Origin of the sequence: Anaerococcus senegalensis JC48, assembly GCF_000321005.1 — a bacterium.
Lineage (GTDB): Bacteria > Bacillota > Clostridia > Tissierellales > Peptoniphilaceae > Anaerococcus > Anaerococcus senegalensis.
In genome coordinates, this window is sequence record NZ_HE578907.1 from 1 (window position 1) to 22,870 (window position 22,870).

A 22,870-nucleotide genomic window follows, 5' to 3' on the forward strand; every position below is an offset into this window, starting at 1 on the left:
ATTAGGTTAAAACAGTATATTAAATATGTGGTGACGATGGCAGAAGGGATACACCTGTTCCCATACCGAACACAGAAGTTAAGCCTTCTAACGCCGATGGTACTCGGAGGGAGACCTCCCGGGAGACTAGGTAGTTGCCAAACTTATATAATATCTTCTATTTTTATTAGATAGAAGGTATTTGTATAAGATTTTTTTTATTATTTTATTGTTTTGGAGTGCTTAGGTAGCTCAATGGTGGAGCACCCGGCTGTTAACCGGTAGGTTGTGGGTTCGAGTCCCACCCTGAGCGCCAATTATTATTCTATTAATTGGAATAATTTTAACAAGATGCTCATACTAAGAATACTATATCGCGGGATGGAGCAGCTTGGTGGCTCGTCGGGCTCATAACCCGGAGGTCGTAGGTTCAAATCCTACTCCCGCAACCATGTGGCGAAGTAGCTCAGTTGGCTAGAGCATTCGGTTCATACCCGGAGTGTCAAGAGTTCAAGTCTCTTCTTCGCTACCATTTTTTATTTTTTATAAGCTCTTAGCTTATTGTATTTGCCTGGAGCTTTTGGCTCCATGGTCAAGTGGTTAAGACACCAGCCTCTCACGCTGGTATCCCGGGTTCAAATCCCGGTGGAGTCACCACGTTTTATTATTTTTATGGCCCTATGGTCAAGCGGTTAAGACATCGCCCTTTCACGGCGGTATCCCGGGTTCAAATCCCGGTAGGGTCACCATTTTGGAAGTATAGCTCAGTTGGGAGAGCATCTGCCTTACAAGCAGGGGGTCACAGGTTCGAGCCCTGTTACTTCCACCAATTATCTTTGTGGCTTAGTAGTTCAGTTGGTTAGAATGCTGCCCTGTCACGGCAGAGGTCGTGGGTTCGAATCCCATCTAAGTCGCCATTGCCTTTAAGGCTATTATAGGATTTGGATTTCAGATGAGATCCAATTTGCTGATGTAGCTCAATTGGTAGAGCAATTGATTTGTAATCAATAGGTTGTAGGTTCAAGTCCTATCATCAGCTCCATATTAAAGCTTTGCTTTGATATTATAATTTTTCATATTTACTTAAATAAACGGGAAGATGTTTTAAACTTTCATAAATTTTCTTCCCACAAATATATGCGGAAGTGGCTCAGTGGTAGAGTATCGCCTTGCCAAGGCGAGGGTCGCGGGTTCGAATCCCGTCTTCCGCTCCAATAATGTTTTTTGCGGGTGTAGCTCAGTGGTAGAGCCCCAGCCTTCCAAGCTGGTTGCGAGGGTCCGATTCCCTTCACCCGCTCCAAATTTAAAAACTTATGAGCTGATTAAAGTTCGTAAGTTTTTTTATGTGAATATTTAATTTATTTATATTAGAGATTAATTAAATAAATTTTTATACAATTTCTTTTTATTTTTTTTATTTTATGGTACAATATATACCATAGTAGAAATTGATATTTAATAAACTACTATTAAAAATTGTTTTATATTAATGTGCGCCTGTAGCTCAGCTGGATAGAGCAACGGACTTCTAATCCGTGTGTCAGAGGTTCGACTCCTCTCAGGCGCGCCAAAATATCTTTATAAATTTTTAATGTGCGCCTGTAGCTCAGCTGGATAGAGCAACGGACTTCTAATCCGTGTGTCGGAGGTTCGACTCCTCCCAGGCGCGCCATATTTTTAAATTTTGAGCGGTATTAGCTCAGTTGGATAGAGCGACTGGCTACGGACCAGTAGGCCTGGGGTTCGAATCCTCAATGCCGCGCCATTTTGATCTTTAGTTTTCTAAAGATCTTTTTTTGTATATTTTTTTGTATTTTGAATATAAAAAAAGCACAAATTTTATTGTTTGTGCTTTGATATTATTTTATTTTATTTTATTTCTACACTTGGATTGTCTTTTGTTATGAAGTGAATTTCAACATTTCCTTCTAAATGATTTTCTAGATTTTCTGCTAGATAGTTAATTGCATTTCTTAAGTCTTCTTTTCTTTCTGTATCTAGATTTTCCATAAAGAGTATGGCATTTTTTGTTTGATCTGTAATCATTGTTCTTTGACCATCTCTCCAATTAAAACATCTACAAACTGCACCTTTATCATCTCTATAACATAATTCACCTTCTAGTGTTGGTGAGTTTTTGTCATCACCTATAGCTTGGAAAGGATCGTCTCCTTCAGTTATTTCAAGTTTTAAGTCTCCTACAAATTTATCAATATCTTCAGCTCCACATGGAAGAGCATAGTTTAAAGAAGTAGCATTGTAAATATCAACTAGTGGATTTATACTTCCTACATCTTTATCTTTTGAAACTCTTTTTAGTAGTGCTTCTATTGAGCAACGAGCTCCTTTTTTTGTTTTAAATTTACGAAATGCATCTCTCCAAACTTTTATAACTGGATTTTCGCTAAAAACTGGTTTTGTAAGATAGTCTAATGCTTTTTCGTTTGCATCATCAAGTTTATCTCTTATTTCTCTGTTTGATTTTTCTTCCATTTTTATATCTTTAAATAAGATAAGTCCAATTTCAGCTTCAGGAAATAATTCCCAAAATGATTCACTTGCTATAAACTCCATATTAACTCCTTTTCATAATTTACTTATATTATATTTCCTTCAGAATCTTGGTAATTTATACTTGACCTAAATTTATTAGGTGATATACCAGTAAGCCTACCAAATGATCTTTGGAAGGTTCTAGTAGAATTGTACCCGACTTTCATTGCTACATCTATGATTTTTAGATCAGTTGTCTTTAATAATTCACATGCTTTAGAAATTCTAAGCTCATCTAAGTATTCATAGAAGTTTTTTTCAAATTGAAAATATATAAGCCTATTGACTTCAGATGTTGAGATTCCAAAAGTTTTAGCAACTTTTCCAATAGTTAAGTTTGCATCATTAAAGTTATTTATTTCGTAGTTTACAACATCAACTAACAATTTTTGCTCTGATTGTTTTAGACTCATTTGTTTTATATTGTAGTATTTCTTAAATTCACCAGGTTTTATTCCTTCTGTGCTTTCAAAAATTTTTGTAAAATGAGAGGAGTCTGTATAACCAACACTTTTAGCTATTTCAGTCAAACTTTTGTCTGAAAACATGAGTAGGTCAATTGCTTTTGAAAATCTAATCCTATTTAAAAGTTCAGTAAAAGTAAAACCAGTATTTTCATCTATATATTTTGTTAAAGTCGATTTGCTGATGAAAAAAGTTGATGATAGTCTGTCTAAGGTAAGTTTTTCGCTCATATGAGAATAAATATACCTAAGAATTTGATTGATTTTTACTTGCTGATCAAAACTTATATCTGTTTTAATTTTACATTTATTTTCGAATCTTAAAAATTTAATTAAAATTCTAATAATAGATGATATAAGAAATTCATCTGAATATTCTTTTTTTGTAATCTCTTCTTGGTAGGAATCATTACCTACTTCGTCTTTAATTTCAATAAAAGAACTTTCCATATTATAATATGATTCATTATCAAGAATTTTTATAGGATTTTTGGATAAAAATTCTATTGAATTTATTTGATTTTTCCTAAAATTACAAATATTTCTTAAATCATCATTAATTATTTGAAAATTATATACAATTTTATAAAATTCTAAATCTTCAGTAACATCAGTTATTGTTGTAATATCCCATGGTAATATTGAAATCATAGTGTTTTTTTCAATAAGATATTCAACTCCATTGATCATAAATTTACCCTTACCTCTTTTAATTAAAAGAAGTCTTGCCGTACTGTGTATAAGGGTAGTAGTAGATTTATCTTGAAATTCAACTTCAAAACTACAAATCTTTGACAAGTCTGAAATTGTAGAAATTTTGGTTTGTATATTACTTATAACCATAAACAACCTCTTTATATAAATATTCTATACTTATATTATATAGTATTTTGGTCGAGATTACTAATTTTAAGCCGTTTATTAATAAATTTTCATAATTTAGTGTATGAAAATCTTTTCATTTAAATAGAGAATACAATAAAGTATGTAAAATTTGTCGCGAAATTTATATTTAAAAGTGTATACTATTAATGTAAACGATATTAGTGCTAATTAATAGTTAGAAAATAACATAATAAACTTATATTAAGCACTGTGTTTTATATATTTTAGGAGGAAGCATGACAAGTATACAAGTAACAAGTGAGATTAAACCACTTAAAAAAGTTTTGGTACACAGACCAGGTGAAGAATTATTAAATTTAACACCATCTACTCTAGAAGAATTATTGTTCGATGATATACCAGATTTAAAATCTGCTCAAGAAGAACATGACAGATTCACAGATATCATGAGAGACAATGGTGTAGAAGTTGTTTATCTTGAAGATTTAATGGCTGAAACATTAGATGCTAATGATGGATTAAGAGAAACTTTCTTAGAAGAATATTTAAGTGAAACAGGTTGTGAAGATAAGGATATTCTAGCTAAAGCTAAAGAATATTTAGAAAAAATTGAAGATACAAAAGAATTTGTTGAAAAAACAATGGCTGGTTTAACATTAAAAGAACTAGGTCTATTTACAGAAGAAGATCTTCATGAAATGGTGGTAGGACAATCATACCTAGCAATTAATCCAATGCCAAATCTTTACTTTACAAGAGATCCATTCTCATCAGTAGGAAATGGTGCAGTAATTAATAAAATGTATTCTGTAACAAGAAACAGAGAAACAATCTACTGTGACTATATCTTTAGATTCCATCCAGAATATAAAGAAGTTCCAGATCTTTATGGTAGAAAAAATGAATTCCATATTGAAGGTGGAGATACATTCAATGGTAATGAAAATACATTATTAATTGGTATTTCTCAAAGAACTCAATACGATGCTATCAAAGTATTAGCTAAAAATTTATTCTTTGGTGATGTTGAAAACAAAATTGAAAAAATCTATGCATTAAAAATTGATGAAAATAGAGCTTTCATGCACTTAGATACAGTATTTACACAAATTGATTATGATGCTTTCACATACCATCCTGCAATTATCAAAGAAATGGAAGTTAAAATCATAACAAAAGATGAAGAAAATAATGATTTACACATTGAAACAGCATCAGGAAAATTAGATGAAATCTTAGCAGAAGCTTTAGGAATTGAAAAAGTTCGTCTAATTCCATGTGGTGGTGGAGATCCAATAGCTGCAGAAAGAGAGCAATGGAATGATGGATCAAACACATTAACACTTGCTCCAGGAAAAGTTTTAGTTTATAAGAGAAACACTGTAACTAATGAAGTACTAAGAAAAGAAGGAATTGAAGTGCTTGAATTGGAAGCATCAAACTTAACAGTAGGTCGTGGTGGTCCAAGATGTATGTCAATGCCTTTAGAAAGAGAATTATAAGAAGTAAGTTAGTCACTAAAAATTAATATTGAAAAACAAAAATTAAGGAGATAACAATATGCCAGTAAATTTACAAGGACAAAGTATATTAGGATTAAAATTCCTATCAGAAGATCAAATTAAATACCTAATAGATCTAGGTGAACAATTCAAAAAATTAAAAATGACAAGAACACCTCATAAATATCTAGAAGGAAAAAATATAGTATTATTATTTGAAAAAACTTCAACAAGAACTCGTTGTTCATTTGAAGTAGCTGGAATGGACTTAGGAATGGGAGTAACATACCTAGATCCAGGTTCAAGTCAAATGGGACACAAAGAATCAATCGAAGATACAGCAAAAGTATTGGGAAGATTCTATGATGGAATTGAATACAGAGGATTTGACCAAGAATTAGTTGAAAAATTAGCTGAACATTCAGGAGTACCTGTATGGAATGGTCTAACAGATGAATTCCACCCAACACAAATGATAGCTGATATGCTAACAATCAAAGAAAACTTTGGTTACCTAAAAGGACTTAACTTTGTATTCATGGGTGATTGCAGAAACAACGTAAGTAACTCATTAATGGTAGCTTGCGCTAAACTTGGAATCAACTACACAGGTTGTGGTCCAAAAGAATTATGGGCAGATGATAAATTAGTTGAAGAAGCTAAAGAATTTGCAAAAGTTCACGGATCAAAAGTAGAATTTACAGAAGATGTAGAAGAAGCAGCAAAAGGCGCTCATGCAGTTTATACTGATATTTGGGTATCAATGGGAGAACCAAAAGAAGTTTGGGAAAAGAGAATTGAAATTCTTCACCCATACCAAGTAAACCAAAAAGTTATGGACTTAGCAGATGACGATGCTATATTCTTACATTGTCTACCATCATTCCACGATCTTGAAACAACAACAGGAAAAGACGTGAAAGAAAAATTCGGAGACAAATACGATCTTGACGGAATGGAAGTTAAAGACGATGTATTCTTAGGAAAACAAAGTAAAGTATTTGATCAAGCAGAAAACAGAATGCATACAATCAAGGCTATTATGTATGCAACATTAAAATAGTAAAAAATAAAATAGTAAATAGGATAACAAATGACAAAAAAAAGATTAGTTATCGCTCTCGGGGGTAATGCTTTAGGCAATACCCCTGCTGAGCAATTAGAATTAGTAAAAAAAACAGCAAAAACAATAGTTGATTTATCAGAAAACTACGACATAGCAGTAGGACATGGAAATGGTCCACAAGTAGGAATGATAAATAATGCAATGGAATTTTCAGCAAACAAGGGTGGAGATACTCCTGAAATGCCATTTCCAGAATGTGGAGCTATGAGCCAAGGTTATATTGGATATCATTTATCACAATCTATAAGAAATGAATTAAAAAATAGAAATAAAGATTCAGAAATTGCTTGTGTTGTTACTCAAGTAATGGTTGATGAAAATGATGAGGCTTTCAATAAACCAACAAAACCAATTGGAAGTTTCTTAACAAAAGAAGAAGCAGAAGCGAAACAAAAAGAAAATGGTTATGAATATGTTGAAGATGCAGGAAGAGGATATAGAAGAGTTGTAGCTAGTCCAATTCCTAAAGAAATAATTGAAATCAATATTGTAGAAAATTTGGTTAATAACGGTAACATAGTAATAACAGTCGGTGGAGGTGGTGTGCCAGTAATCGAAACAGAAGAAGGATTAGAAGGTGTGCCAGCTGTAATAGATAAAGATAGATCTTCTGCATTACTAGCACAAGAGCTAAATGCTGATATGTTAGTAATCTTAACAGCAGTAGATAGAGTTATGATAAATTACAACAAACCAAATCAAGAAGAAATAGAAGAAATGACTGTTGAAGAAGCTAAAAAGTATATTGAAGAAGGACATTTTGCACCTGGTTCAATGTTACCAAAAGTAGAAGCTTGTTTAGAATTTGTTGAAAAATCAGACAAAGGTCGTGCACTTATAACATCTTTAGAAAAAGCAGCTGAAGCCTTAGAAGGAAAGACAGGAACTATAATTAAAAAATAGGAGAATACTATGAAAAAAGAGAAGAAAAAATCACTAAGTGCATTTTCTATCTTGATGATTGTCCTAGCTGCAGTATGTTTGATTACATTTATAACAAGTGGTAAACCAATAGATTCAGACATAATAAAATCTTTAGATCCAACTAAATACGAAGATCTTATTAACACTGTAAAAGCAGGGGAAACAGTTACTGTTGAAAGTGCAAAATTAAGCGATTTTGTAATGGCAATACCAAATGGATTTATGGATGCTGCCGATCTTATTGTATTTATTTTATGTATTGGTGGTTTTATTGGTATCGTAATGAGCACTGGTGCAATGGAAGCTGGAATTCGTTCATTAGTTAGAAAAAATAAAGGAAAAGAAGGAAGACTAATTGCAGTATTAATGTTCTTATTCTCAGTAGGTGGTTCTACTTATGGAATGGCAGAAGAAACAATTGGTTTTTATCCATTAATTACAGCAGCAATGGTAGCAGCAGGACTTGATACTATGGTTGCGGTAGGTACAGTTTTACTTGGAGCTGGAGCCGGAGTACTCGGTTCAACAATAAACCCATTTGCTACATCAGCAGCTATGGGAGCTTTGGAATCAGTAGGTATAAAATCTAATGCCACAATTGTAATGGTTATTGGTGTTATACTTTGGTTATCAACAGATATTATAGTTATTAAATTTGTATTAAATTATGCTAAAAAATTATTATCAAATAAAGAGGCGTCAGTATTAACAGCAGATGAAAAACATGATATGCAAGAATATTTTGCTAAAGATACTGAAGGAGACCTTGAATTTACAGGAACTCATAAAGCAGTACTAACAATTTTTGCTATTACATTTGTAATAATGATTGCATCATTAATTTCATATGTAGACATAAACTTCAAAGGTGATGAAGAAGCATATCTAAAAGTATTTGGATGGTCAGATTTCTTGACAGGATCACCATTAGGATATTGGTACTTTAAAGATCTTGCGGCTTTATTTACACTTTCAAGTATAGTAATAGCAATTGTTGCTAAAATTAGTGAAAAAGAATTTGTAGATGGATTTATAGCAGGAGCAGCTGATCTATTATCTGTAGGACTAATAATCGCAGTAGCAAGAGGAATTACAGTAGTAATGAGCTCAACTCACTTAGATTTCTACATTCTACAAAACTCAGCTAAATTATTAAAAGGAGTATCACCATTTGTATTTGCACCACTTGCTTACTTGATTTACATGGTATTATCATTCTTGGTACCATCAACATCAGGACTTGCAGCATTATCAATTCCAATCATGGGATCATTGGCAAATCAATTAGGTTATGACCCTAATATTATGATTATGATTTTCTGTGCAGCTTGTGGACTTGTAAACTTTGTTACTCCAACATCAGGAGTAGTAATGGGTGGTCTTGCAGCAGCAAAAGTAGAATATTCAACATATTTGAAATGGGTAAGAAAGCCATTTATTATTGTATTTATTGCAAATATAATTATTTTATCAATTGCAATGTCAGTAATGTAAAAATAAAACTCAGATTTTTATCTGAGTTTTTTTAATGCCAATTATTATTTAATACATCTTTAAATATAAAAATTTTGATACTTAGATTGATAAAAAAAGACTTAAAAAAATTTTGTATTTAAAAAAAATTATGTTATAATTATATTAGTTAAAGAGATAAAACATTTCTTTATTATGTTAAATATTTATTTTTATGTGCGCCTGTAGCTCAGCTGGATAGAGCAACGGACTTCTAATCCGTGTGTCAGAGGTTCGACTCCTCTCAGGCGCGCCATTATTTTGCGGTATTAGCTCAGTTGGATAGAGCGACTGGCTACGGACCAGTAGGCCTGGGGTTCGAATCCTCAATGCCGCGCCAAACTAAGCTTGAATCTTCAAGCTTTTTTTATTTACAAAATTTTGTTCAATAATTAAAATGTTTTGATATATTTATATAAAATAAGAGAGTTAGATAAGTTAGAAAATAATTATAAAAATTATTACAAGTATCATGTAATTTGAAATTTGTTTATAACATATTATTTACATTTTTTTGTAGAATAATAATATAAAGATATAAAGGAGGCATATATGTCTAGAAGAAACAAAGGATCTGGAGGATTTTCTAATTTTCTTTCAGGATTAATTGGTGCTGTTCTAGGTGGATTTTTAGTTTTTTCATTACTAGGTAGTTCTATTAATAATGGAAATAGTAAAAATTCTTCAAATAATAATTCGAAAGAAAAAAATAAAAGCGTAATAAACATTGATACAAGTGATGATATTACAATGGAAAGGGCTGTTGTTAAAAAAAGTATAGATTCTGTAGTAGGAATTACGACAAAAACAAAAGCAACTCAAAATACTATATTTGGTCCTCAAACAGGCTACGTTGAGGGGGTAGGGTCAGGTTCGATTGTAACTAAGGATGGTTATATTTTGACTAATTCCCATGTAGTAAGTAATGGTGATGCTAGTGAAATTAATGTATTATTTTCAAATAATAAATCGCTAAAAGCAGAGCTTGTTTGGAATGATACAACCTTAGATCTTGCTGTAATAAAAGTAAATGCTAATAATTTAAACCCAATTGATTTGGGCGATAGTGATGAGATAAATGTTGGCGATAGAGCTGTAGCTATTGGAAATCCTTTAGGACTTGAATTACAATCAACAGTAACTAGCGGTATTATTTCCGGTTTAAATAGGACTGTTTCATTTGAAAATGGCGCACAAATGGATGGTCTAATGCAAACTGATGCAGCTATCAATGCGGGAAATTCCGGGGGAGCCTTGTTAAATTCTAAAGGTGAATTAATTGGAATAAATACTGCAAAAGCAGGAAATTCTGATGGAATTGGATTTGCAATTCCCGTAAATTTAGCCAAAAAAGTTGTAGATCAAATTTCAAAAAATGGAAAATTCAACTCAGTTTATTTAGGAATTACTGGAATAAATTTAGATTTATTATTACAATCTAATAATATTGATCCAAAAAATGTAGGAAGCGAAGATGGAGTTTACGTTCAATCAGTAGTTGACGATGCTAAAAACTACTTTAGAAAAGGAGATATAATTGTAGGAATTGACGGTCAAAAAGTAAAAGATATGTCAAGTCTAAAAAAACTCTTATTAAATTACAGCGTTGGTGATAAGGCTAAGGTTGAAATTGTTAGAAGTGGTGAGAAAAAATCAGTAGATTTTGAATTTACTATGGATTCTTCAAATATAGAAGAATTTAAAGAAGCAAGCCCAAAAAATGAAATAAAAGAAAATGATGAAAATGGTCAACAACTACCAGATTGGCTAAGACCATAAATAAAAAAAGAATTCCATTTTGGAGTTCTTTTTTTGTATCTGAAATAAGGGATAAAAGTTGAAATTTAAATAAAAAAATTGTCAAGAAAATTTCTTGACACTAGGGATTTTTTCTAGTATACTTTATAGGTCAAGAAAATTACTTGACGGGTGAGAATATGGAAAAATTAGTACAGGTTGCAAGATTGTTTGACACTTATGGATCTCTTTTGAATGAAAAGCAAAGAGATGTCATAAATTGTTATTACAATGAAGATTTATCATTAAATGAAATAGCCCAGAATAATAATAAGTCAAAGCAGGCCATATCAGATATGATTCAAAGGTCGGTTGATAAGTTATTTGAGTTTGAAAATGAGCTCTCTTTATTAAAGAAAAAAGATGATTTAAAAGATAATTTGTCTTTGTTAAGAGAGTTGATCGAAAGTTCAAATGAAAATGAAGCTATTAAAAAAATAGATCAAATGATAAATAAGATTTAGGATGTGAAAATATGATTTTTTCAAATCTTTCTGAAAAGTTACAAGATACTTTAGGTAAACTTACAGGAAAAGGAAAATTAAGCGAAAAAGACATCGATAATGCAGCCAGAGAAATAAAGCTTTCCTTGCTTGAAGCTGATGTTAACTACAAGGTAGTTAAAAATTTCATCAAAAAAATCAAGGAAAGATCAATGGGTCAAGATGTCATGGAATCTCTTACCCCAGGTCAAACTGTTATTAAGATTGTAAATGAAGAACTTACAAATCTTATGGGTAAGGAAAATTCTAAACTTGAACTAAAAGGATCTACCCCTCATGTTGTTTTGATGGTAGGTTTGCAAGGTTCTGGTAAGACTACTCACTCTGGTAAGCTTGTTCGTAAATTAAAAAAAGAAGGAAGAAATCCTCTTTTAGTAGCTCTTGATGTTTATAGACCTGCTGCAATCGAACAATTGAAAGTTGTAGGAGGTCAGGCTGAAGTTGAAGTTTTTGAAAAAGGAAAACAAGATCCAGTAAAAACGGCAAATGAGGCTAAGGAATATGCTAGAAGAAATAACAACGATGTTGTTATAATGGATACTGCTGGACGTCTTCAAATTGATGAGGACTTGATGGATGAGCTAAAAAACATTAAAAAAGCTGTTAAACCTGATGAAATTTTATTGGTAGTTGATGCTATGGTTGGTCAAGAATCTGTAAACGTAGCAAAAACTTTTGATGACTACCTTGATATAACAGGTGTAATTTTAACAAAGCTTGACGGTGATGCAAGAGGTGGAGCAGCCCTTTCAATTAGACAAGTTGTAGGAAAGCCAATTAAATTTATTGGAACTGGAGAAAAACTTGATGATCTTGAAGCCTTTCATCCAGATAGGATGGCATCAAGAATTTTGGGAATGGGAGATGTCTTATCTCTTATTGAAAAGGCAGAAAAACAAGTTTCTTTAAAAGATGCAAAAGAACTTGAAGAAAAGATGCGAAATCAAACCTATACCTTAGATGATTTTATTGAACAAATAAATCAAATAAGAAATATGGGACCGCTTGAAGATTTACTTGCTATGATTCCTGGAGTAAACAACAAGATGTTAAAAAATGTAAATGTTGATGAAAAGGGATTTGTAAGGATTGAAGCTTTAATATCTTCTATGACCAAGGAAGAAAGAGAAAAACCTGAGATAATTGGCAAAAGTCGTAAAGAAAGAATTGCCAAGGGATCTGGGGTTGATATGAACGAATTAAATAAATTATTAAAGCAATTCAAAGAACTAAAGAAAATGATGAAACAATTTACTAATATGAAAAAAGGTAGAAAAGGTAAAAGAAAATTCAATATGCCTTTCTTCTAAAAAAATACGGAGGTTATGATGGCAGTAAAAATTAGATTAAAAAGAATGGGACAAAAGAAAAGACCATTTTACAGAGTAGTTGTAGCAGATTCTAGAAGTCCAAGAGATGGAAAATTCATCGAAGAAATTGGAACATACAATCCAGTATCTGAACCAAAAGAATTCAAAATTGACAACGAAAAAGCTAAACAATGGATAAAAAATGGTGCAAAACCAACATCAATAGTTGAAAAATTATTTAACGACAACAACGTTTTAGCATAAGAAAATGAAAGAATTAGTCAAACTAATAGTTACAGAACTTGTAGAAAACAAGGATGCTGTAGGAATAATATTAGAAGAAGACAACGGAGAAGTTGACATTAAAATTAACGTTGCAGAAGCTGATAAGGGAAGAGTAATTGGAAAAGGTGGAAATATAATTAATTCTATAAGGACTATTGCTCGTGCTTGTGCAGTAAAAGAAGATGTTAAGGTTAATATAAGAATATGAAAATAACTGTAGCAGAAATACTTACAACACATGGGATAAAAGGAAACCTTAAAATAAAATCTTATTCTGATAATGATAAAAGATTTGAAAAGGAATCTAAACTTTTTCTTGATGGAAATTTGGTTACAATTGAATCATCTTTTAAGCATAAGGGTAATATTATCATAAAACTCAAGAACTATGATGATATTAATGATGTAGAAAAGTTTATTGGACACGAACTTACTATAGAGGACAAGGACTTAGAGAAATTAGATAATGGAGAATATTATTTATTTGATTTAGTTGGACTAAAAGTTTATGAAAAAAATCAAGAACTTGGTTTTATAAAAGATGTGATATCAGGAGTTTATCCAAACGACATCTATGTAATAGAAAAAGATGGCAAGGAAGTTTATCTTCCAGCCTTAAATGCTACAATTAAAAATGTTGACTTAGAAAATAAAAAAATAGAAGTGGAAAACTTCAAAGATTATGAATAAAATAACTATACTTACACTTTTTCCAGAATCTTTCGAATTTCTAAAAAACTATGGAGTTATAGGAAAGGCAATAGAAAAAGGACTAATTGAAATTAATCTTGTTGATATAAGAGATTATAGCAAGGACAAACACAACAAGGTTGATGATACAGTCTTTGGTGGAGCAGCAGGAATGCTAATGAAGCCTCAGCCAATTTATGATGCCCTAATAGCAAATAAAACTTCAAAATCAAAAGTAGTCTACATGTCTGCAGCAGGAGAAATCCTAAACCAAAAATTAGCAATCAAATTTGCAGATTTTGAAGACTTGGTAATACTTTGTGGTCATTACGAAGGAATTGATGCAAGAATTACCAATCACTATGTTGATTATGAAGTTTCAATTGGAGATTATGTTTTAACAGGTGGTGAAATCCCTGCCATGGTGTTAATAGATTCTCTATCAAGATTTATTGGTGGAGTTGTTGGAAAAAAAGAATCATTAGTTACAGATTCACACTACAATGGTCTACTACAATATGATGAGTACACAAAACCAAGAAATTTCAATGGATATATGGTTCCAAAAGAACTTTATAGTGGAAATCATAAATTAGTAGACGAATGGAAAAAGAAATCATCTCTTGAAAAAACTAAAAAAGTAAGAAGAGATTTATACGATAGATATATCAAGGAGGATCACGATGGAATTAATCAAAAAAATAGAAAATGAACAACTACGTGAAGATAATCCAGACTTTAGAGTTGGAGATACTGTAAGAGTAAGCTACAGAATCAAAGAAGGAGACAAAACAAGACTCCAAGACTTTGAAGGTGTAGTAATCAAAATAAAAGAAGGAAATCTTGGAAAAACTTTCACACTTAGAAGACTTTCTTATGGTGTAGGAGTTGAAAGAACATTCCTTTATCACTCACCAAGACTTGAAGCATTTAAAATTGTAAGACGTGGTAAGGTAAGACGTGCAAAACTAAATTACCTAAGAGGACGTCAAGGTAAGGCTGCAAAAGTTAAAGAAAAAACAAATTATTAATAAGAAGACCCCAAAGGGTCTTTTTTATTTTATAAATTCACAAATATTTGTGATAAAATATAAGATAAAGATTAGGAGGATATATGAATATAAATTGGTATCCGGGTCATATGAAAAAGACCAAAGAAGAAATTATAAATTCTCTAAAGCTTGTTGATATAGTTTTAGAAGTAATAGATGCAAGAATTCCAGATTCATCTAGAAATCCGTTGATTTCAGAAATAACCCAAAAAAAAGATAGGATTATAATAATGAATAAAACTGACCTATCAGATCCTAATGAGAATGAAAAATGGATCAAAAAATTTGCAGATAATGGAATTAAAGCTATAAAGATGAATTCTAAGGAAAAAATTAATACAAGGCAAATTTATAATACAGCTAGAGGAATTTTAGAAGAAAAATTCAAAAAAAATGAAGAAAAAAATATAGAAAATGAAAATATCAGGATGATGGTTGTTGGTGTTCCAAATTCTGGGAAATCTACCTTTATTAATAATATTGCCAAAAGAAAGGGAGCAAGGGTTGGAAATAGACCTGGAGTTACCCAACAAAAACAATGGATAAAAACAAATGAAAAAATTTTACTTTTGGATACTCCAGGTGTTTTGTGGCCAAAACTTGAAGGAAATTCAGGACTGCACTTATCTTTTACCAACGCAATTAAAGATGAAATTTTAAATGTTGAAGAATTATGCCTAAAATTTTTAGAATTTATGAAGGAATTTTATCCGGATAATTTAAAAGAAAGATATAAGATCGATCCTACTAGCTCAGCTATAGAAATTTATGATCAGATTGGCTTAAAAAGAGGAGCCATAATTAGAAAAGGCGAAGTTGATTATACAAGGTGTGCAAATTTAATTTTCAATGATTTTAGAAGTGGAAAACTTGGAAGGATAACAATTGAAAAAGCCTAGATATTCTGAATTTAATGATGAAATTAAAAAACAAATACACGAAAAATATGATTTGATTGCAGGAATTGATGAAGTTGGAAGGGGACCCTTGGCAGGTCCTGTTGTAGCCTGTGCAGTAATTATGAAAAAAGATTCTCATATAGAAGGGATTACTGATTCTAAAAAATTATCCAAAAAAAAGATGAAAGAACTTTATCAAAAAATTATAGCTGATTCAATTTCTTATTCTTTTGGATATGCAAATAATATTCTTATTGATAAAATTAATATAAAACAAGCTACAAGATATGCTATGAAAAATGCTCTCAATAATCTTTCAGTAAAACCTCAAATTGTATTGATTGATGCTGAAAGAATTGATACTGATATCAAGCAATTAAATATTGTAAAGGGTGACTTGTATGAATATTCCATCTCTTGTGCATCAATTCTTGCAAAGGTTCGTAGAGATAAAATAATGGAAAATTTCTCAAAAATTTACCCTTATTATTCTTTTGAAACTAATGCAGGATATGGAACAAAGAAGCACTACGATGGACTAGAAAAATATGGTGAGTGCCCAATTCATAGAAAAACTTTTCTAAGAAAATTTCATCAAAGGCAGCTATCTTTTATATGAAAAGTAAAAAAAGATCTATAGGAGATTTTGGGGAAGATATAGCTGCAAGATATTTAGAGAAAAAAGGCTATCAAATTTTAGAAAGAAACTTCCTAAAATCTTTTGGTGAAATTGATATCATTGCAATAAAAGATGATATTTTGACCTTTGTTGAAGTAAAAACTAGAAAGAATGATAATTTTAAGCCTGCAAGTTTGGATGTTGATTATTATAAACAAGAAAGAATCAAAAAAACAGCCCAAGCTTATTTAATTGAAAAAGACTTGGGTGATTTTTTAATTTCTTTTGATGTATGTGAAGTATATCTTGAAGAAAAGATGATTCATTACATAAAAAATGCATTTGGTGATTAGATGAAAAAGAAAGAATTACTATTATATTTTAATTTTATAAATTTATCCAACAAGATAATTTTGGATTTTTGTGAAAATCTTGATATGGATGATTTTTTTGACCTTGATAGGAAAATCTTTGATAAATTGACTAAGAAAAATAGAGAAAAGATTTTTTCTAAGAAAAATTTAGAAGATTTTAAAACTTATAAGGAAAAAGTTATCAAAGGAAATTACAAAATTTGTACTATTTATGATGAAAATTATCCGATAAATTTATCCTTTATAGACGATAAGCCAACTCTTTTTTATTACAAGGGAAAAATTGAAAAAGAAGACAAAAATGCCCTTGCCTTTATAGGCGCTAGAAAATGTACAGACTATGGTAAATGGGCATGCAAAAAAATCGTTGAAGGATTTAAAGATACAAATATAAGGACAGTTTCAGGACTTGCCTATGGAATTGATGCAATAAGCCATAAGGTAAGCCTTGAAAATAATATAAAAACAATTGGGGTAATTGGCTCAGGTCTTAATATAGTTTATCCCAAGGCAAATAAATATTTGTATGAAAAAATTGAAGAAAATGGCTTAATTATTTCAGAATTTCCCTTAGAAACTCCACCAAATTCCTATAATTTTCCAAGAAGAAATAGGATTATATCAGGACTTAGCAAGGGAGTTTGTGTGATTGAAGCAAAAGAAAAATCTGGAACTATGATTACAACAAATTTTGCCCTTGATCAAGGAAGGGAAGTGTTTTGTCTTCCTGGAAATATAAATTCAATTTATTCAAAAGGTTGCAATAAATTAATTCAAGAAGGATCAAAGCTTGTTATGGATGCATCTGATATAATAGATGAAATTGAAGATTTTAAAAATATAAATAAGGAAAAAAGAAAAATAAATCTTGATGGACTTGATAAAGATGCTGCAAATGTAGTAAAGTATATAATCGACAAGCCATCTTCAAGTGCAGATGAGATTTCGCAAAATTTATCCATGTCGATTGAGGATGTAAATTATATTTTGATATTTTTAGAATTAAATGATTATATAGAAAATATGGGAAATAATGAGTATGTATGTAAAGGGGATTAAATGGCAAAAAATTTAGTTATAGTAGAATCTCCAACCAAGGCTAAGTCAATTACTAAGATGCTAGGTTCTAATTATAAGGTAAGAGCAACTTACGGTCATCTTAGAGATTTGCCAAAGTCAAAACTTGGAGTAGATATAGAAGATAATTTTGAACCAAAATATATAAAGGTTCGTGGAAAGGCAAAAACAATTAATGCCTTAAAAAAAGAAGCAGGAAGCGTAGAAAAAGTTTATCTTGCAACAGACCCTGATAGGGAAGGTGAAGCAATAAGCTGGCATTTACAATATCTTTTGGACCTTGATGATAATGAATTAAATAGGGTTGAATTTCATGAAATTACCAAAAATAATGTAAAAAATGCTATAAAAAATCCTAGAAAAATCGACCAAAATTTGGTAGATAGTCAACAAGCAAGAAGAATAATGGATAGGATAGTAGGTTATGAAATTTCTCCAATTTTGTGGAAAAGAGTAAAATCGGGGCTTTCTGCAGGAAGGGTTCAATCAGTTGCCCTAAAATTAATTGTTGATAAACAAAAAGAAATAGATTCTTTTGTACCTGAAGAATATTGGACAATTACTGCTAAACACAAGGAAAGTAAAATAGAATTTGATTCTGAATTTTATGGAACAAAATCTAAAAAAATGAAAATTTCCAATGAAAATGGAGCAGAAAAAATCCTAAATAGGATTGATAAAGACAAGTTTGAAGTTATTGACATTCAAAAAACAAAAAAGAAAAGAAAGGCCCAAAAGCCATACACAACTTCAACCCTCCAACAAGATGCATCAAATAAGTTAGGATTTTCCACCAAATACACAATGTCTCTTGCCCAACAATTGTTTGAAGGAATTGATTTAGGTCAAAAGGGAAGAGTTGGACTTATAACTTATATGAGAACTGATGCTACAAGACTTTCTAATGAAATTATTGGAGAAAGTTTATCCTATATTAAGGAAAAATTTGGTCAAAAATACGCTTCAAAGGGAAATTCTTATTCGAAAAAGGCAAAAACTAGTCAAGATGCCCATGAAGCAATCAGACCAACTTCTATTTACAACGATCCAATAAGTGTAAAAGAATATTTAACAGATCAGCAATATAAACTTTATAAATTAATTTGGACAAGGGTTGTAGCGAGTCAAATGACTGACTACGAATATTTATCAACATCTATTTCTTTTGATTCAAATGGAGTAATATTCAAAACAAATGGAAAGATTACCTTATTTGATGGATTTATGAAAGTTTCAAATGCAAAAGAAAATGAAAATATTCTACCAGATTTGAAAAATGGAGATATTATAAAAGCTATTGATGTTAAAAAAGACCAACATTTTACCAAACCACCAGCAAATTATACTGAAGCAAGTTTGGTGAAAACTTTGGAAGAATATGGAATAGGAAGACCATCAACTTATTCATCAACAATAGCTTCAATTATTTCTAGAAATTATGTAAAATTTGAACAAAGAAAAATCCTTCCAACAAAACTTGGTATAAGGGTAAATGACTTTTTACAAGAAAGTTTTGATGACATAATAAATGTAGAATTTACAGCAAAGATGGAAGATGAACTTGATAAAATTGCTCAAGATGAAGTTTATTGGAAAGATGTATTAAAATCGTTCTATGAGGGATTTGAAAAAGATATAAAAAAAGTTTCAAAAGATAGGACAGATTATAAGGTAAAAGATAAAATTTTGGATGAAAAATGTCCGAAGTGCGGTCACCCTCTAGCAGAAAAACATGGAAGAAACGGAAAATTTATAGGATGTACAAATTTTCCAGACTGTGATTTTACCAAATCAATAATAAAAACAACTGGAGTTAAATGTCCAGAATGTGAAGATGGGGAAATTATAGAAAAAGTTTCAAAAAGAGGCAAAAGATTTTACGGTTGTTCAAATTTTCCAAAATGTGATTATGCAACTTGGGATCCACCAACAGGAGAAAAATGTCCAAAATGTGGAGACCTTTTAGTCCACAAAAAAAATAGGTCAACAGATGAAATAAAATGTAATTCTTGTGATTATGTAAAAGAAAAAAGAAGATAGAATTTTGTATTAAAAAAGCAGGCCAATGTGCCTGCTTTATTTTTAAAAAATCATTTAATTTCTTCAGAAAATCCTTCAAGTTTTGATGTACAATGAGGACATCTTGTTGCTTCAATGTCTATTTCGCTTTTACAATGAGGACAAATTTTTGTTGTTTTTTCTACAACTTCTTCTTTTTTTGCCTTATTTAATGCTTTAACAATTAAAAATAGAAATAATGAAATTATTAAAAATGTGATAATTGCATTAATAACACTACCTATTTGTAATTTTGCTCCAAAAAAATTAACTGTTAAATCTTCATAATCAACTCCAGCTGTAAGTCCTGAAATAATTGGCATCAAAATTCCATCTACAATCGCTGTCACAATTGCAGTAAAAGCAGATCCCATGATAAGACCTATTGCTAAGTCAACAACATTTCCCTTTGAAATAAATTCTTTAAATTCTTTCCACATAATATCTCCTTATTTTTTATTCCTTTATATTATACTCATATACTTATAAATGTATAGGACAAAAAATATTTTAAAAATAGTATAGTAATTATAAGGAGAAAAATTATGAAAAATTTACAAGTTGATGAAAAATTTTATAAAAAATTATCCAAATATGCAGTTTTTATACCGATAATAAATATTGATGGAAAAGATCATATTTTATTTGAGGTTAGAAGTGATATTGTTTCACAAAAAGGTGAAGTTTCTTTTCCAGGTGGTGGAGTAAATGAGGGTGAAAGTTTTGAGATGGCTGCAATAAGAGAGTGCAGAGAAGAATTAAATCTAGGTGAAAAAGATATTTCTTTAAAAGGATATTCTTCAATGATTTTATCTTCATCTGAAAGAATTATTAAGGCTTATTTTGGCAGAATAAATAAAAAATTTGAACATATTTCTTACAATGTAGAAGTTTCTTCCATTTTTACTGTATCTTTAGATTATTTAAAAAATAATCCTCCAAAAAAATATAGGGCAAAATTATTGATGGATCTTCCCGATGATTTTCCTTTTGAAAAAATTCCTAATGGCAGAAATTATAATTTTTGGCAAAGATATCATACTTTTTATTTTTATGATACTAAACCTGTAATTTGGGGAATGACCGCAGAGATTTTAAAAGATTTTATTAAATCTTATGATGTATAAATATCTTATAATGATTTTTTATTTGTGGTAAAATTAAAGTACGAGATTATTTTATAGATAAAAGAAAGATGTGGTTATGAAAAATTATATTATAGAAAAATTAAGAGATTATTCAAAATCTAATGAAAAAGTTAAGGCGATTTTTTTCGTAAAGGAAGACAATAATAATGAATATTTTGCAAATATATATACAGTTTATAGCGATATTATTATTTCAAAAATAAAAGATGAATTGGAAAATATTTTTGATGATTATGCTATAGTAAATAAGAGAAAAGATTTTTTTAAACATGATAAAAAAAATCAACAATTTACTAAGTTTGAAATTTATACAAATGATTCTACCAAAATTTCTTTAAATATTATTTCTAATGATTTGGCAGGAGATTTTATAAAACTTTGTCCTGGAAATATTGAATTTATATGTGATGAAATTAACTTAAAAGAAGAGATTAGCGAAAATAATGTTGTGTACAAGCTTCCTAGAGAATTTGAGTTTGATGAATCTAGTAAGAATTTCTTCTCTTTAGCCTTGGATGTATCTTTTTATTTAATGTCAAGGGATATAATAAGTGCAGGTTTTAAAATGCAAGCTATGAGAGATGAACTTTTTAAAATTCTAAACTGGTATGTAATTGATAAATTTAATAAGACCAAAGATGCTGGAGAATTTGGTGAAAATTTAATTCATACTTTGGAAGCTGAAATTAAAGATGATTTGATTTTAACTTTTGGTTCAAGAGATGTTGTTGATGTGTATGATTCTATATTTAAAGCTTGTCATTTGTATAGAAAAATAGGTATGGATTTTGCAGAAAAATTAGATTATTCTTATCCAAAAAGAGATGACGTTTATACATTAAAACTTTTGAGAAAAAATTATAAAAAAATGGAATCATTGGAAGTGTAGGAGGATAGATGAAAAAAAGTATAAATTTTGTGCATTTTTGCTGGCATTTTTATTATTATTTTCTCCATTAGAAGTTTTTGCTGATGAATCAATAGCAAAAAAAGGAGATAATGTAATTGGTGTTGATGCAAATGTAAAATCTTACTTAATAGGAAATCAAGAAAGTGGAGATATTTTTTATCAAAAAAATGCTGACAAAACTTATCCAATTGCTTCTATGAGTAAACTAATGACATTTTTGCTTACAAGAGAAGCTATAGATAGTGGAAAAATTTCCTACGAAACAAAAGTAAAAGGAACAAAAGAAGCTGAAGACTTAACAGGACCTGAATATTCTTCTTTGGGAATTAAAAAAGATGAAGAATATACCATAAAAGAATTAATTACTGGATTAATTGTTGTAAGTGGAAATGATTGTGCTAATCTTTTAGCTAGTAAAATTTCTGGAAGTGAAGATGAATTTGCAAAAGAAATGAACAAAAAGGCTCAAGAATTAAATTTAATAAGCCAAAAATATTACAATGCTTCTGGGGTAAATACAGAAGATGATTATCAAAACTCATCATCAGCCAAAGACTTATTTGAATTAACGAGATATATTTTAAAAAAATATCCAGATATTTTGGAATATTCAAATATGGGTGGAATTGATGATAGTAAAAAAAATATTCACAAGAAATCTACAATTCCATTAAAAAATGAAATAAAAGGGGTTGATGGATTAAAGACAGGAACAACAAATGAGGCTGGATCTTGCTTGACTACAACAATAGATATGGGAAAATTTGATCCTAAAAATGAATATAGGGCAATTGGAATAGTTATGGGAGCAGATGATCATCCTACAAGAGATGCTGCTATGACAGATTTAATTTATTATGTTTCAAGATATTTTAATTATAAAAAAATAGCAGATAAGAAAATTCCAAGCGATTCTGTGAAAGTTAATTCAGTAAAAGAAGGGTATGTAGAGCTTTATCCTGATCAAAATGTTGGATTTATTATAAAAGATAAGTCAATGCCAAATGTAAAAATACAAATTAAAAAGGATATAAAAGGACCTATAAAAAAAGGTGATAAACTTGGAAAAGAATATATAACATACAAAGATAAATCTTATGAAATTAATTTGGTTAGTAAAAAAGATCAAGAAAAATCATCTAATTTTACTAGAATAAAAAGAACTATTTCTGACGCTTGTAATTTTTTAGTTGAATGTATTATTGCTAGATAAAAATAGAAAGAATAGAAAGAATAGAAAAT

23 protein-coding genes, 15 tRNA genes and 1 rRNA gene are annotated in these 22,870 nt (G+C 30.2%); 36 read left to right on the forward strand and 3 right to left on the reverse strand.

Going from position 1 to position 22,870, the window contains the following annotated elements; translation table 11 throughout:
- The first annotated feature begins 26 nt into the window (after positions 1–26).
- From rrf to ASHG_RS00110, 14 genes are all read left to right on the forward strand, one after another.
- Positions 27–143, forward strand: a 5S ribosomal RNA gene (gene rrf / locus ASHG_RS00045).
- A 77-nt stretch (positions 144–220) separates the two neighbouring features.
- Positions 221–295, forward strand: a tRNA-Asn gene (locus tag ASHG_RS00050).
- Between the two features lie 59 nt (positions 296–354).
- Positions 355–431, forward strand: a tRNA-Met gene (locus ASHG_RS00055).
- A gap of 3 nt (positions 432–434) precedes the next feature.
- Positions 435–511 (forward strand) — tRNA-Met (locus ASHG_RS00060).
- Positions 512–561: 50 nt separating this feature from the next.
- A tRNA-Glu gene (locus ASHG_RS00065) sits at positions 562–636 on the forward strand.
- A gap of 17 nt (positions 637–653) precedes the next feature.
- Positions 654–728, forward strand: a tRNA-Glu gene (locus ASHG_RS00070).
- Positions 729–732: 4 nt separating this feature from the next.
- A tRNA-Val gene (locus ASHG_RS00075) sits at positions 733–808 on the forward strand.
- An 11-nt stretch (positions 809–819) separates the two neighbouring features.
- A tRNA-Asp gene (locus ASHG_RS00080) sits at positions 820–896 on the forward strand.
- A gap of 49 nt (positions 897–945) precedes the next feature.
- Positions 946–1,021: transfer RNA gene (locus tag ASHG_RS00085), tRNA-Thr, on the forward strand.
- Between the two features lie 97 nt (positions 1,022–1,118).
- Positions 1,119–1,193 (forward strand) — tRNA-Gly (locus tag ASHG_RS00090).
- Positions 1,194–1,205: 12 nt separating this feature from the next.
- Positions 1,206–1,279, forward strand: a tRNA-Gly gene (locus ASHG_RS00095).
- A 193-nt stretch (positions 1,280–1,472) separates the two neighbouring features.
- Positions 1,473–1,549 (forward strand) — tRNA-Arg (locus ASHG_RS00100).
- 25 nt (positions 1,550–1,574) lie between these two features.
- Positions 1,575–1,651, forward strand: a tRNA-Arg gene (locus ASHG_RS00105).
- Positions 1,652–1,667: 16 nt separating this feature from the next.
- Positions 1,668–1,744 (forward strand) — tRNA-Arg (locus ASHG_RS00110).
- Positions 1,745–1,848: 104 nt separating this feature from the next.
- On the opposite strand, the gene ASHG_RS00115 is transcribed toward ASHG_RS00110, so the two are convergent.
- Positions 1,849–2,553: a B3/B4 domain-containing protein gene (locus ASHG_RS00115; RefSeq protein ID WP_040396680.1), complete on the reverse strand. Its 705-nt coding sequence runs from the start codon at positions 2,551–2,553 to the stop codon at positions 1,849–1,851.
- A gap of 23 nt (positions 2,554–2,576) precedes the next feature.
- A complete protein-coding gene (locus ASHG_RS00120; RefSeq protein WP_040396681.1) occupies positions 2,577–3,839 on the reverse strand; it encodes a helix-turn-helix transcriptional regulator in 1,263 nt (420 codons plus the stop codon).
- A 278-nt stretch (positions 3,840–4,117) separates the two neighbouring features.
- Here ASHG_RS00120 and ASHG_RS00125 point away from each other — a divergent pair, with 278 nt between their 5' ends.
- From ASHG_RS00125 to topA, 19 genes are all read left to right on the forward strand, one after another.
- Complete coding sequence (locus tag ASHG_RS00125; RefSeq protein ID WP_040396683.1) at positions 4,118–5,344, forward strand: arginine deiminase; 1,227 nt, start codon at positions 4,118–4,120, stop codon at positions 5,342–5,344.
- Positions 5,345–5,402: 58 nt separating this feature from the next.
- Positions 5,403–6,407: an ornithine carbamoyltransferase gene (gene argF, locus ASHG_RS00130; protein WP_040396684.1), complete on the forward strand. Its 1,005-nt coding sequence runs from the start codon at positions 5,403–5,405 to the stop codon at positions 6,405–6,407.
- Positions 6,408–6,437: 30 nt separating this feature from the next.
- A complete protein-coding gene (gene arcC, locus ASHG_RS00135) occupies positions 6,438–7,373 on the forward strand; it encodes a carbamate kinase (RefSeq protein ID WP_040396686.1) in 936 nt (311 codons plus the stop codon).
- 9 nt (positions 7,374–7,382) lie between these two features.
- Positions 7,383–8,888 (forward strand): YfcC family protein, encoded by a 1,506-nt coding sequence (locus ASHG_RS00140; RefSeq protein ID WP_040396688.1) that lies wholly within the window; start codon positions 7,383–7,385, stop codon positions 8,886–8,888.
- 197 nt (positions 8,889–9,085) lie between these two features.
- A tRNA-Arg gene (locus ASHG_RS00145) sits at positions 9,086–9,162 on the forward strand.
- A gap of 7 nt (positions 9,163–9,169) precedes the next feature.
- Positions 9,170–9,246, forward strand: a tRNA-Arg gene (locus ASHG_RS00150).
- Positions 9,247–9,458: 212 nt separating this feature from the next.
- Positions 9,459–10,685 (forward strand): S1C family serine protease, encoded by a 1,227-nt coding sequence (locus ASHG_RS00155; RefSeq protein WP_040396689.1) that lies wholly within the window; start codon positions 9,459–9,461, stop codon positions 10,683–10,685.
- A 158-nt stretch (positions 10,686–10,843) separates the two neighbouring features.
- Positions 10,844–11,167 (forward strand): YlxM family DNA-binding protein, encoded by a 324-nt coding sequence (gene ylxM / locus ASHG_RS00160; RefSeq protein WP_040396691.1) that lies wholly within the window; start codon positions 10,844–10,846, stop codon positions 11,165–11,167.
- A gap of 11 nt (positions 11,168–11,178) precedes the next feature.
- Complete coding sequence (gene ffh, locus ASHG_RS00165) at positions 11,179–12,516, forward strand: signal recognition particle protein (protein ID WP_040396693.1); 1,338 nt, start codon at positions 11,179–11,181, stop codon at positions 12,514–12,516.
- 18 nt (positions 12,517–12,534) lie between these two features.
- Positions 12,535–12,780, forward strand: a complete 246-nt coding sequence (gene rpsP / locus ASHG_RS00170; protein ID WP_019117400.1) for a 30S ribosomal protein S16 — start codon at positions 12,535–12,537, stop codon at positions 12,778–12,780.
- 4 nt (positions 12,781–12,784) lie between these two features.
- The gene (locus ASHG_RS00175) at positions 12,785–13,009 is read left to right on the forward strand and encodes a KH domain-containing protein (RefSeq protein ID WP_004812081.1); all 225 of its coding nucleotides are present in this window, start codon (positions 12,785–12,787) and stop codon (positions 13,007–13,009) included.
- On the forward strand, positions 13,006–13,491 hold the full coding sequence (gene rimM, locus ASHG_RS00180) for a ribosome maturation factor RimM (protein WP_040396694.1): 486 nt from the start codon (positions 13,006–13,008) through the stop codon (positions 13,489–13,491). Before ASHG_RS00175 ends, rimM begins: the two co-directional genes overlap by 4 nt.
- Entirely contained in the window at positions 13,484–14,203 is a 720-nt protein-coding gene (trmD, locus tag ASHG_RS00185; protein ID WP_040396695.1) for a tRNA (guanosine(37)-N1)-methyltransferase TrmD, read from the forward strand. Before rimM ends, trmD begins: the two co-directional genes overlap by 8 nt.
- On the forward strand, positions 14,175–14,522 hold the full coding sequence (gene rplS, locus ASHG_RS00190; protein WP_040396696.1) for a 50S ribosomal protein L19: 348 nt from the start codon (positions 14,175–14,177) through the stop codon (positions 14,520–14,522). Before trmD ends, rplS begins: the two co-directional genes overlap by 29 nt.
- A gap of 83 nt (positions 14,523–14,605) precedes the next feature.
- Positions 14,606–15,442: a ribosome biogenesis GTPase YlqF gene (gene ylqF / locus ASHG_RS00195; protein ID WP_040396697.1), complete on the forward strand. Its 837-nt coding sequence runs from the start codon at positions 14,606–14,608 to the stop codon at positions 15,440–15,442.
- A complete protein-coding gene (locus ASHG_RS00200; RefSeq protein ID WP_051145854.1) occupies positions 15,429–16,061 on the forward strand; it encodes a ribonuclease HII in 633 nt (210 codons plus the stop codon). The genes ylqF and ASHG_RS00200 overlap by 14 nt, the downstream gene beginning before the upstream one ends.
- Entirely contained in the window at positions 16,058–16,414 is a 357-nt protein-coding gene (locus tag ASHG_RS00205; protein WP_040396698.1) for a YraN family protein, read from the forward strand. The genes ASHG_RS00200 and ASHG_RS00205 overlap by 4 nt, the downstream gene beginning before the upstream one ends.
- Entirely contained in the window at positions 16,415–17,494 is a 1,080-nt protein-coding gene (gene dprA, locus ASHG_RS00210; protein ID WP_040396700.1) for a DNA-processing protein DprA, read from the forward strand.
- Entirely contained in the window at positions 17,495–19,552 is a 2,058-nt protein-coding gene (gene topA / locus ASHG_RS00215; RefSeq protein WP_040396702.1) for a type I DNA topoisomerase, read from the forward strand.
- Positions 19,553–19,602: 50 nt separating this feature from the next.
- On the opposite strand, the gene mscL is transcribed toward topA, so the two are convergent.
- Positions 19,603–20,010: a large conductance mechanosensitive channel protein MscL gene (gene mscL / locus ASHG_RS00220; RefSeq protein WP_040396704.1), complete on the reverse strand. Its 408-nt coding sequence runs from the start codon at positions 20,008–20,010 to the stop codon at positions 19,603–19,605.
- A gap of 105 nt (positions 20,011–20,115) precedes the next feature.
- Here mscL and ASHG_RS00225 point away from each other — a divergent pair, with 105 nt between their 5' ends.
- From ASHG_RS00225 to ASHG_RS00235, 3 genes are all read left to right on the forward strand, one after another.
- Complete coding sequence (locus tag ASHG_RS00225; RefSeq protein ID WP_040396705.1) at positions 20,116–20,697, forward strand: NUDIX hydrolase; 582 nt, start codon at positions 20,116–20,118, stop codon at positions 20,695–20,697.
- 76 nt (positions 20,698–20,773) lie between these two features.
- Complete coding sequence (locus ASHG_RS00230; RefSeq protein WP_040396707.1) at positions 20,774–21,607, forward strand: aminoglycoside 6-adenylyltransferase; 834 nt, start codon at positions 20,774–20,776, stop codon at positions 21,605–21,607.
- A 37-nt stretch (positions 21,608–21,644) separates the two neighbouring features.
- Positions 21,645–22,841 carry a D-alanyl-D-alanine carboxypeptidase family protein gene (locus ASHG_RS00235; protein WP_244264209.1) on the forward strand — a complete coding sequence of 399 codons (1,197 nt, stop codon included), beginning with the start codon at positions 21,645–21,647 and terminating at the stop codon, positions 22,839–22,841.
- Positions 22,842–22,870: the final 29 nt, after the last annotated feature.